Origin of the sequence: Pontiella sp., assembly GCF_041622395.1 — a bacterium.
Classification (GTDB): Bacteria; Verrucomicrobiota; Kiritimatiellia; order Kiritimatiellales; family Pontiellaceae; genus Pontiella.
Genome location: NZ_JBFJYW010000113.1, coordinates 1 through 10,649, shown reverse-complemented (window position 1 = coordinate 10,649; position 10,649 = coordinate 1). Strand labels below are relative to the sequence as shown.

The window sequence follows — 10,649 nt, the reverse complement described above, 5'->3', positions numbered from 1 at the left end:
CGGCACCAGGAACAGTTTGGGCGAGCGCTCTTTCTTGGCCTTCGCGGGCTCGCCGTCGCGCTTTTTTCGCCCGCGCAACCACGGGATCGTGGCGAAGACGAGTCCGACGGCCGGAAAGATCAATGCAAAGCCGAGGCCCTTTTTCGCCCCCGCCACGGTCGGCAGGTCCAGCACGGCTTCGGCGGGATTGGCCGGGTTGTAGTGGCCGGCGACGGTTTTGCCCGGCGGAAACCGCTGCTCGGCGCGTTTGATTTCGGTAATGGTTTCCGCCTTCAGGTATCGGCGTTTGCCGTATTGGTCGTTGGTGAAGGTCCGCCCGTCCACTTCGTAGCGGTAGGTGACCACCAGGCGGAAATCTTCCCCGGCATCTTCGGTCTTGCAGGTTTCGATCGTGCAGTCGGTTTGCACCCAGGCCTGCATGGCCTTCGTTTCCTGCAGGTTGTTCCATTCCTGTTTCACGAACATGGAACCCATGAACGCAAAGAAGAGCGCGAATCCGCTGAAGATCAAGTTGCCGACCACCCCGCCGGCAACGCCTATTGAAACCCCTGTTCGCATCATAACCCCCCGAAATAGCAGAAAGCATAGATTTTCCCGGCGGGTTGATGCACGGAAAAACGACCGCGAAGCTTTTGAAAAGCGGCTGGGCCGCTTCGGCTACATCTGCTGCTTGATGCGCTCTTCGACGTCGTGTTCGTGGAGGGCGTCGAAGATTTCGTCAAGCGCGCCTTCCATGACGCGGTCGAGCTTGTAGAGCGTCAGGTTGATGCGGTGGTCGGTGAGGCGGTTTTGGGGATAGTTGTAGGTGCGGATCTTTTCGGAGCGGTCGCCGGAGCCGACCATCGATTTGCGTTCGGAGGCCTGGGCTTCTTCCTTTTCGCGCTGCATGGCGTCGTAGAGCTTGGCGCGGAGCATCTTCATGGCGGCGGCTTTGTTCTTGTGCTGCGAGCGCTCGTCCTGGCACTGCACCACCACGCCCGTGGGGACGTGGGTGATGCGGATGGCGGAGTCGGTCGTGTTGACGTGCTGTCCGCCCGCGCCCTGCGCACGGTAGGTGTCGATGCGCAGGTCTTCGGTCCTGACCTCGATATCGACCTCTTCCACTTCGGCCAGCACGGCCACGGTGGCGGCGGAGGTGTGGACGCGGCCCTGCGTTTCGGTCTGGGGCACGCGCTGCACGCGATGGGTGCCGCCTTCGTGCTTTAGCACCTTGTAGACGTCTTCGCCTTCTACCGAGAAGGAGATTTCCTTGTATCCGCCCGATTCCGACGGGCTCAGGTCGAGGACCTTGTGCCGCCAGCCGCGCAGGTCGAAGTAGCGCGTGTACATGCGGTAGAGGTCGCCGCAGAAGATGCCCGCTTCGTCGCCGCCCGTGCCGGCGCGGATTTCCATGATGACGTTGCGGCTGTCCGTCGGATCGGGCTTGATGAGCGCGGCCATCATTTCGCGTTCGGCCTGGGGCAGGCGCTCCTCGATCTCGGCGAGTTCCATTTCCGCCATTTCCCGGAGCTCGTCGTCGGAGCCGGAGTCGGCCAGAATCGCTTCCGACTCCGCCTTGGCGTCGGCCAGATCCAGGAATTTCTTCGCGCACCCGGCCAGCTTTTTATGGTGGGAATACTCGCGCATGCACTCCTGCATCTTCTTCGGGTCGGCCGAGACCTCCGGCAACGACATGCGTTGTTCGAGTTGGCCGAGCTTGGATTGGAGCTGTTCTAGATATGCATGGTCGATCATGGGAATATCCTGGTTTTTACGGGTGGGAGATGGATGGATGGCCGCAGAAAAGATCGCCGGGGAAACGGTGCCGGCACGATTCGGTTGGTCCAGTCATCCCGCATTCCATTCCTTCCATGTCGTGTAGACACAAAAAGGCCGAACATGCTCGCGCAGGTCCGGCCGGCGAAAAAAGGCGTGGGCTAGTACATGCCTTCTGCGAAACGCTTCTTGAAGCGATCGACGCGTCCTTCCGTATCGATGAGCTTTGCGCTGCCCGTAAAGAACGGGTGGCAGCTCGAGCACATGTTCACGTGCATTTCCTTGACGGTAGAACGAGTGACGATCTCGTTACCGCAGGCGCAGCGAATCGTTGCTTCGTTATAATTCGGATGAATATTTGTTTTCATGACTCAAAATCCTCGTGTTCAATTGGGAGCGAGGTTTTTATACAAAGCGCTGGGCCGACGCAAGGCTTAGTTTCTTTTTTTTAGGGCTCGCGCGCGTCCGGTTTGGCCGGGGGGAATCAACCCAGTTCGCGGTTGAGGCGGGTGATTTCCGCGCGCATTTTCTCGAAGACCTCGGCTTTGTAGACCCGCACGCTGGCTTCGGAGATGCCGAGTTGCTTGGCGATTTCCTTGTTGGGGACTTCGGCCGAGACCAATTTGAAGACCTCGCGCTTGGTTTCGTAAATGTCGTTCTTGATGTTGTCCCAGGCGAGGTTGGTGATGTGCAGCACCCATTCTTCGCGGGCGAGGTTTTCGATGTCGGGCAGCACCTGTTCCTCGATGGCGACATACTGTTCCTGATATTCAACCGAATCGCGCCCGGTGATGAAGTTTTTCTTGGTGCGGAAGAAATCCTTCACGGTGTTGCGGGTCATGGCGGCGAGCCAGTTGTGGAACTTGCCCTTGTTTTGGCTGTACTCGAAATCCTCGATCTTTTGCCAAACCTTGGTGAGGACGGCTTGGCTGATGTCTTCGGCATCTTCCTGGTTGATGCCCATGCGTAGAATGAGGCTGAGGATGAAGCCGCGGTAGATGTTCTCGAACTCGTGCCACGCTTCGTGGTTCTCGCTCTTCTTGAGTTTGGCCAGCAGCGTGACCCTCGTTTGGTATTGGTTTTCGTCGGCCATGTCAGTTGTCGGAATAGAGGATGATGACGCCGCGGCGGGCCAGCGCCGCGATGGTGGGGTCGGTGCTGTACCGTTGCGCGACGGTGAGCACCTTCAGGTTTTGGTTCCAAATCAGTTGCGGCGAAATGTCCAGATCGTCGATGCCGCTGAGGTCGAGTGCACGCAACTTGGGGTAGCGGATCATGTTCGAGATGTTGCGGATGCGGGTTTTGCTGATGTCGAGCAGCTGCAGGCTTTTCATCTGGTCGAGTTCGAACAGATGGTTGAGCCGGGTGCCGGACAGGCGCAGTTCGATCATGCCGCCTTCGGTCAGCAGGTTCAGGTCGGGGGTCCCGGTGTTGCCGGCATTCAGGATCAGGATGTCCAGCCCGCACAGCGGCGAAATGTCGTTGAGCTCCGGGTTGTTGCCGAGGTCGAGGATCCAGCCGGCGGTGCCGCTCGGTTGCCACTCGAAGTTGAGTTCGGCCACGTTGGGGTTCAGGATCCGGAGCGCTTCGGCCAAGGCCGGGAAGCGGGTCTGCGGATCGAAGGGAGCCCGGTTCAGGTGGTAGAAGAGACGGGGCAGGCCATCGGCGAGTCCATAGGTTGCCATATCCCGCACCAGCCCCGGCAGGGTGGCGTCGCTCATGGGGCCGGCTTCCATCTGCTTTTTCGCCAGCCGGACGGCGGGCGGGTTTTTCTCGACCGGGTGGCCGTGGTTGCCGGAGAGGATGGTCCAGGCATTGGTGAAATCTCGTTGGCTGATCTGCATCAGGCCCTTTTGCATCCAGGCGGCTTCAAGGTTGGGGTCGAAGGCCAGGCTGGTTTCGAGCGATTGTTCGGCGGCGGCGAAGCGGTAGGCTTTTTCCTGCTGCCGCATCAGGTCGAGATAGTCCGGCGCCACCTTCCGCGCGGTCGAGGCGATGTAGTCGTTTTTCGCCTGCAAGCGGTCGAGGGCGTCGAGCGCCACCTTTTCGCTCTTCTTGATCGAGTTGAAGCTCTGGGCGAGGATGGCGGCGATGATCGCAACCGTTGCGGCAATCAGGCCGACGGCCAGCTTGTGGCGCTTGACCAGCAGCGTGGCGTGGGTCAGGAAGGTCGGGTTTTCGGCAATCGTGGCGAACCCGTCCTGGTATTGGTGGACATCCCGGATGAGCGCCGCGACGCTGGGATAGCGGCCGGCGGGATCGGTCGCCATCGCCTTCATGGCAATGGCGGCGAGTGCCGCCGGAATGCGCAGCCCCGGCGCGCGCTTGGCGGGGAGCTCGAAGTCGCCGCGCACCGTCCGTTGGAGCGATTCCTTTACGGTGCCGCCCTCGATGGGGCAGTGGTGGGTCAGGATTTCGTAGAGCATGGCGCCGAGCATGTAGACGTCGGTCTGGAAATCGATGTCCGAGGGGACGCCCTGGGCCTGCTCCGGCGACATGTAGCCGGGCGTTCCGCCCACCACGTTGCGCCGTTCGCGCCGCTTGGCCGATCCCTCCAGGTAGCGCGTCAGGGTCTGCCCGTTTTCGAGCGCAACGTCGTCGAGGCTATGCCACGACACCGGTTCGCCGTCGTATTCGTTCAGATGGGTGATCAGCGTTGAAAGGCCCCAGTCGAGCACATGCACGTCGCCGAAGTCGCCGACGTTGATGTTGGAGGGTTTGAGGTCGAGGTGGATCACGCCCTTGGTGTGGGCATAGTCGATGGCGTTGCAGACTTTGAGGAAGATGGAAAGCAGGCGGGTACGGGTGTAGCGCTTCACGTATTCCGCATTGTTGTTGCGCAGCTGCGCAATGATTTCGCCCAGGGTTTCGCCCTTGAGCGATTTCATGGTGAAGTAGGGGTTGCCGTTTTCGTCGAGGGCGATGTCGTAGATCGGGATAATGTTCGGGTGCTGCAGGTTGGCGGTCAGGCGCGCCTCGTACAGAAACGAATCGATGTCGTCTTCGGAGGCGATTCTCGAATCCTGGATCAGGGCCATGGCCACCTTGCGGGCGGTCCGGTGGTCGTCCACCTCCCAGATGGCCTTCATGCCGCCTTGGTTCAGCTTTTTGTTGACCGAATAACGCTCCGCAGGGTTCCCGTCCATCAGGCCGTCGCGGTTCGACCGTTTCTCGTGCAGATCCTCCTCGAACAGGATTTTCTCGGTGTCGGAAAAGACGATGTCGTCCGCGAAAAGGCCGGCATTGCCGATTTCCCGGATGGGCGGGGCGGTTTTCTTGCCGTGTTCCCTGTGGTTGTTTTCGGGGGTATCCATTTCAGTTCCTCGGTCGGGAAATAAGGCGAAAACCGTAGCATGGTCGCGTTGAGTGGGCAAAAGAAAACCCCGCCGGGGAAGGGCGGGGTTTCTCGGAGTAATTTTCGGTAGAAGCTTGCAACAGGTTTGGGTTCACTTGAGCTGCGTGCTTCTGGGTTGTTGTTGGGTTCGCTTATGTATACGTAGGCAGAATCCCGACTGTTATCCATTACCCGACTTTTTTTTGCATTTTCGCGGGATGGTCAAAAAACCCCCGTAAAACAGGGGGGTTGGGTGCGAAATAAATGCCGAAAAATTATGGAAACAGGATTGGGGCGTCGCGCGGGAGGCCCCGCGGTGTTGCAAAACGGTGGTTGGAAAACGCGTTTGCTTGGGCTACAACCTTGCACCATGGATCCCGAAGCCCAAACCGTCGCCGCCATGATCGGCCTCTATTGCCGGGCGCACCATTCCGCGGAAACGGTTCCCTGCGAAGCGTGTGCCGGGTTGCTGGCCTATGCGCTCGAGCGCATCGAAAAATGCCCGTTCGGGAGCCGGAAGCCCGTCTGCAACAAATGCACGGTGCATTGCTACAAACCCGAAATGCGCGCGCGCATCAGGGTGGTAATGCGTTTTGCGGGGCCGCGCATGTTGCTCCGGCACCCGCGGCTCGCCATCCGCCACCTGGTCCGTTCCCGGCGCTACTTCGAATAGCGCTCGAAGTAGACCAAGCCCAGTTTCGGGCAGATGGTGACGACGTAGTCTTCCAGCATCCGCCGTCCGGCCCGCGGCAGAGGTTGCGCGGCGCGGGTTTCGTCGACCGGATAGAGCATCGTCGGCACCTTGCGGTAGACGATGTCGCCGATGCTCACTTGCTTCGTGATGGCCACCTTGGCGTCGCTTCGGACAAAATGGAAGTCGCCCGCGAAGTCGAGAATGATCGGGGTCGCGGTTCCGAAGATGGCGCCTTCCACGGCCAGGCCATAATCCTTTTGGGGAACGATGCGCGCCTTGGTCATTAAATGCTGTTCGTTCGGAACATAGGGGATGCTCGCGGAAAACTGGACCGCGCCTTGGTCGAGGTTGAACTGGATGTATTCAAAGTTGCGCATGACGTCGTACCCCATGACCCCCTCGACGGTGGGTTTGACGATGCCGCGGGCCATCGGCCCGAGCGAGTTCATGGCCATGCGGACGTAGAGCGGGGTGTTTTCAATGAACAGCTGATTGATCCGCATCTGCTTCACGACGGCGGCGTAGGCATCGGCCCCGCCCGTGTTGTAGCCGCCGCGGTAGGGGACGTATTTGCCTTCGATCCCCAGGAAGATCGCGCCGAACTCCTCCGCATTGATGAATTCCATCCAAGACGCATTCGAGCTGGTATCCAGCAGCATGTTGATTTTCTTGCGTTTCGACATGCCACGCATTTCGATGACCGGAACCTTGCCTTTCAGGAACTCCACGGTGGCCATGTGGTTGGGGTGAAGATGCCCGGTGCCTTGGAACCCGATTCCATTGCCCACGGGATATGCCGCAAAGCCGAATTCCTGCGGTGCTCTGGCATGCGAAAGATAGGTGTTCTGCTGCATCTTCGGCATCAGGATCTCTCCGTCTTCAGCCGTTTTCTTATTGTTGGATTGGCAGCCGGCCAGCAGGGCGCAGACGACCAGGGCGGGGAGGGCGAATTTTAGCGGGGTCATGGTTGGGGTTCCTTTGGGTGGGCGGGTGACCGTTTGTCGTAGGTGTTGATCAGCAGCAGGATATCGGCCGGCGATTCGGAAAGGCAGGCCAGCAGCAGGTTGTCGGTCAGCGCGAAGGTCAGGCTCATGCCGTGCGCAAGGTTGGGCGCATCGTATTGCCAAATCGGCCAGGCGGCATGTTTGCCGAGCGGTTTGAGGTTCGGGTTGCGCGACTGTTCGAGTTGCCAGCGCAACCAGGGGCTGCGCCAGCCCACCCAGCTTGCCGCCGCCCAGCTCTTGGTGCGGCCGCTGCTGCGGAACGGAATGTCCGCGATGGCGATTTCCGAGGCCGCCGCCAGCTTGATCCACCGGTTCGCCCCCTGCGGGGCCGCCAGCGGGTTTCCGGCGCCGAGCGCTTTTTCGAGCTGGCTGTAGACCGGGCTTTTCAGGAGTTCATCGAGGTTCTTGGCCTTGAACACGAACGTCGCCCGTTCCGGTATGGCCGCGCAAACGGCGTCCGGCTGGAACGGCTGGCAAAACGAATAGCCCAGGATCGCCGCAACGAAGATGGCGGCCAATGCATAGCTGGCGATGGTTCTAGGGGTGGTCATGCCTTAACGGTTCCGACAATGTCGGCGACGGAGGTGTGACCCTTTTCGATGAGGTAGCGTTCAATCCCTTCGATCACGCGGAGGGGGGTGGTCGGGTCGACGAAATTGGCCGTACCCACCGCCACGGCGGTTGCGCCGGCGATCAGAAACTCGATCGCGTCTTCCGGTTCGAAGATGCCGCCCATGCCGATGATCGGAATCGTGCAGGCTCGCGCCGCATCGAACACCAGCTTGATGGCGATCGGCTTGATCGGCGGGCCGCTCAGCCCGCCGAATTTGTTGGCCAGCTCCGGCTCCAGCGTATCGATGTTGATCGCCATGGCCGGCATCGTGTTCATGATGGCGATGGCGTCGGCCCCGCAATCCTCCGCCGCCTTGGCGAACGCCCCGATGTTCGGCACGTTCGGCGCCAGCTTCGGGATGATCGGTTTCCGGGTTCTGGCGCGGACGAGCTCGATCACGCTTGCGAAGGTGGCCACGTCCGTGCCGAAGGCCGATCCGCCTTCCTTGACGTTGGGGCAGGAGAGGTTGATCTCGTAGGCGCTGACGGTATCCTCGCCGTCGAGCATGTCCACCACGCGGGCATAGTCGTCCTTGCCCTTGCCCCAGATGTTGACGATCACGGGGGTGTCGTACTGCGAAAGGAACGGCACGTATTTTTCGATGAAGCCCTTTGCGCCCGGGCCCGGCAGGCCGATGGCGTTGAGCATGCCGCCGCGCGTTTCGAAGGTGCGCGGGGTATGGTTGCCCACGTGCGCTTCCGGGCAGATGCCCTTCACGGTGATCGCGCCCAAACGGTTCAGGTCCACCAGCTCCGCATACTCCGGTCCGTAGCCGAAGGTTCCCGAAGCCACCGTCACCGGGTTCTTCATCTCCATCGAGCCAATTTTAATGCTTAGATCAACACTCATAATTCTCACACCAAGATCGCAACGTTCGCAAAGGCGGTTTCTCCGCGCTCTTTGCGGCCTTTTGTTAAATTTAACCTTCCCAGAGGATTTCGCGGGATTCGAAGATGGGGCCGTCCTTGCAGCAGCGCGCCCATTCCCAGCCGGTTTCCGTCTTGCGCTTGATGACGCAGGTCAGGCAGGCGCCGACGCCGCAGGCCATGTTGCGGTCGAGCGACAGCCACGCGGTGAACCCGTTGTCGATCGCCCGGTCGCCCATTGCTTTCAGCATGGGGTTCGGGCCGCAGACGAACAGTTCGAGTTTGGATTTGTCCTGCGCTGCCATCCACGGGTCGAAGGCGGCGGTCACGAGCCCTTCCGTGCCGAGCGTGCCGTCGTTCGTGGTCGGGCGAACCTCCCAGCCGAGTTCCTCGAACTCCTTCACCAGCAAAATATCGATGGCCGAACGTCCGCCGAAAAAGGCGATGCCCTTCTTCTGCATGCGCTGGGCCAGGATGTAGAGCGCGGCGTTGCCATAGCCCCCGGCCACCAGTACGGGCGTCTTGCCCGTATCCGCTTCCGGGTAGCCGTTGCCCAGCGGGCCGATGATGTCGACTTCGTCGCCCGGCTGGATGGCGGCCATCGCTTCGGTGCCGCGCCCGACGGCCTTGTAGAGGACGGCGACGCCCTCGGGGCCCGCTTGGTAGATGCTGAACGGCCGGCGCAGAATACGCTCGCCGAGGCGCGGAACCTGCAGCTCCAGAAACTGGCCCGGCAGAACCCGTGGCCCGACTTCCGGCGCGGCCAGCCGTAAAATCCGGTATTCGCCTTGGAAATTATGATGCTCAACGACAGTGGTTTTCTCTTGTTTCATAGGCGCGGGATAATGGGGATTTCGCAAATGCAGGTCAATGGAATATGGGCGGCAGCGAGGGGGCGCTTTCTTTGGCGGTGTCGGGCCCATGGATCCGTCGATCCATTCGCAACCGCCCCGGTTGCCGGATGGGCATGGGTTTCGGAATTGGATTTGCATGGCGCGAAATTCCGGTAGGGTGTGCGCCATGAGAATTACAAGTGGGATATTGCGGAACCGCCGCTTCGAGGTGCCCGACCGGGAGGTGCGGCCGACGATGGAGGCGGTGCGGGAGGCGGTTTTTTCGTCGCTGGGCGGCCGTTGCGAAGGACTGGATGTGCTCGATCTGTTTGCGGGATCCGGGGCGCTGGGCATGGAAGCGTGGAGCCGGGGGGCGAAGTCGGTCACCTTTGTCGAACAGCATCCGACCGTGTTCCGCAACCTGCAGGCCAATCTGGACTCCATGCGCAACGATGAACTCGGCGCGACGAAGTGCTGGAAGTCCGATGCCATCCAGTGGCTGGGCCGCGCAACGGGGCAATTCGACCTCATCCTGGCCGACCCGCCCTACGACCTGCCCGACGCCATGGCCAACACGCTGGCCGGAATCGCGGACGGTTCGGTTTTGACTGACGATGGAATACTGGTATACGAGATGCGTTCCAAGGGCGAACCCGTGGTTCCCGAGCCGTGGAGCATCATCCGCGACAAGCGCTATGGCAAAACGCGCGTCCTCATTTTAAAGCTGAAGCAAAAGGAAGAACGATGAATCAATCCGCGTTGTGCGCCGGAACCTTCGATCCCATCACGATGGGGCATCTCGACGTTATTGAACGGGCCGCGCGCATTTTCCCGCGCGTGGTGATCGGCGTGGCGACGAGCCCCGGCAAGAATCCGCTCTTTACGCAGGAGGAACGCGTTGAATTGGTGAAGGCGTCGACGGTCCACCTCCCCGGCGTCGAGGTCAAGAACTTCAGCGGGTTGTTGGTTGAATTCGCCGAGTCCCAAAATGTTCAAGTGATTGTCCGCGGGCTCCGCGCCTTCTCCGACTTCGAATACGAGTTCCAGATGGCGCTGACCAACCGGAAGCTGAAATCCGAGATCGAGACGATCTTCCTCATGCCGAAGCAGGACTATTCCTACGTCAGCTCCAGCAACGTTCGCGAAGTGGCCCAGCTCGGCGGCAACATCGAACAATTCGTGCCGCCGCCCGTGCAGGCCGCCCTCCGGATCAAACTCGGCAAAACCGCGTAGCCGGAACAACCTGCCATCCCCCTCGGCCGGCTCCGGCCGCCGGAGTCGGCTATTCCCCGAGATAGATCAGCAGCTTGTCGTGGGCGAGGATCACGAGGTCGCCGATGCCGTCGCCGTTGAGGTCGCCGGATTCGATGTCGTGGGGTTCGGTGCCGCGGTTTTTCCCGGTGTCGGCGAAGCTGGAGGTGAGGAAGACCTCGAAGGCGAGTTGCATTTCAAGTGCGCCGTTTTCCTGGTCCAGAATTTCGACGGCGCGGTTGGACGGATCGATGAGGGCGATCATCGGGCGGGCGGGGGAGCCGAGCCGGACGAGCTTG

The 10,649-nt window shown here is 60.7% G+C and carries 13 protein-coding genes; 3 read left to right on the top strand and 10 right to left on the bottom strand.

What is annotated here, in order from left to right; translation table 11 throughout:
• The 5 genes from ABYO54_RS08205 to ABYO54_RS08185 all read right to left on the bottom strand — a co-directional run.
• A partial coding sequence (locus ABYO54_RS08205) for a DUF3592 domain-containing protein (protein ID WP_372807765.1) occupies positions 1 to 561 on the bottom strand: 561 nt, incomplete at its 3' end.
• Positions 562 to 657: 96 nt separating this feature from the next.
• Complete coding sequence (gene prfA, locus ABYO54_RS08200; protein WP_372807764.1) at positions 658 to 1,734, bottom strand: peptide chain release factor 1; 1,077 nt, start codon at positions 1,732 to 1,734, stop codon at positions 658 to 660.
• A gap of 182 nt (positions 1,735 to 1,916) precedes the next feature.
• The gene (gene rpmE, locus ABYO54_RS08195; protein WP_372807763.1) at positions 1,917 to 2,123 is read right to left on the bottom strand and encodes a 50S ribosomal protein L31; all 207 of its coding nucleotides are present in this window, start codon (positions 2,121 to 2,123) and stop codon (positions 1,917 to 1,919) included.
• A 116-nt stretch (positions 2,124 to 2,239) separates the two neighbouring features.
• A complete protein-coding gene (locus ABYO54_RS08190) occupies positions 2,240 to 2,848 on the bottom strand; it encodes an RNA polymerase sigma factor (RefSeq protein ID WP_372807762.1) in 609 nt (202 codons plus the stop codon).
• A gap of 1 nt (position 2,849) precedes the next feature.
• Complete coding sequence (locus tag ABYO54_RS08185) at positions 2,850 to 5,069, bottom strand: protein kinase domain-containing protein (RefSeq protein ID WP_372807761.1); 2,220 nt, start codon at positions 5,067 to 5,069, stop codon at positions 2,850 to 2,852.
• 390 nt (positions 5,070 to 5,459) lie between these two features.
• Between ABYO54_RS08185 and ABYO54_RS08180 the strand changes: the two genes are divergently transcribed.
• The gene (locus ABYO54_RS08180) at positions 5,460 to 5,762 is read left to right on the top strand and encodes a nitrous oxide-stimulated promoter family protein (protein ID WP_372807760.1); all 303 of its coding nucleotides are present in this window, start codon (positions 5,460 to 5,462) and stop codon (positions 5,760 to 5,762) included.
• Here the strand turns inward: ABYO54_RS08180 and ABYO54_RS08175 are convergent.
• From ABYO54_RS08175 to ABYO54_RS08160, 4 genes are all read right to left on the bottom strand, one after another.
• Entirely contained in the window at positions 5,750 to 6,748 is a 999-nt protein-coding gene (locus ABYO54_RS08175; RefSeq protein ID WP_372807759.1) for a hypothetical protein, read from the bottom strand. The genes ABYO54_RS08180 and ABYO54_RS08175 overlap by 13 nt on opposite strands.
• Positions 6,745 to 7,338 carry a hypothetical protein gene (locus ABYO54_RS08170; RefSeq protein WP_372807758.1) on the bottom strand — a complete coding sequence of 198 codons (594 nt, stop codon included), beginning with the start codon at positions 7,336 to 7,338 and terminating at the stop codon, positions 6,745 to 6,747. Before ABYO54_RS08170 ends, ABYO54_RS08175 begins: the two co-directional genes overlap by 4 nt.
• Positions 7,335 to 8,249, bottom strand: a complete 915-nt coding sequence (locus ABYO54_RS08165; protein WP_372807757.1) for a dihydroorotate dehydrogenase — start codon at positions 8,247 to 8,249, stop codon at positions 7,335 to 7,337. The genes ABYO54_RS08170 and ABYO54_RS08165 overlap by 4 nt, the downstream gene beginning before the upstream one ends.
• A gap of 70 nt (positions 8,250 to 8,319) precedes the next feature.
• Positions 8,320 to 9,099: a dihydroorotate dehydrogenase electron transfer subunit gene (locus tag ABYO54_RS08160; protein WP_372807756.1), complete on the bottom strand. Its 780-nt coding sequence runs from the start codon at positions 9,097 to 9,099 to the stop codon at positions 8,320 to 8,322.
• Positions 9,100 to 9,286: 187 nt separating this feature from the next.
• Here ABYO54_RS08160 and rsmD point away from each other — a divergent pair, with 187 nt between their 5' ends.
• Positions 9,287 to 9,847, top strand: a complete 561-nt coding sequence (gene rsmD / locus ABYO54_RS08155) for a 16S rRNA (guanine(966)-N(2))-methyltransferase RsmD (protein ID WP_372807755.1) — start codon at positions 9,287 to 9,289, stop codon at positions 9,845 to 9,847.
• Positions 9,844 to 10,332: a pantetheine-phosphate adenylyltransferase gene (gene coaD, locus ABYO54_RS08150; protein WP_372807754.1), complete on the top strand. Its 489-nt coding sequence runs from the start codon at positions 9,844 to 9,846 to the stop codon at positions 10,330 to 10,332. Before rsmD ends, coaD begins: the two co-directional genes overlap by 4 nt.
• A 49-nt stretch (positions 10,333 to 10,381) precedes the next feature.
• Here coaD and ABYO54_RS08145 read toward each other — a convergent pair.
• Positions 10,382 to 10,649 (bottom strand): hypothetical protein (locus tag ABYO54_RS08145; RefSeq protein ID WP_372807753.1); only part of this gene is annotated, 268 nt, incomplete at its 5' end.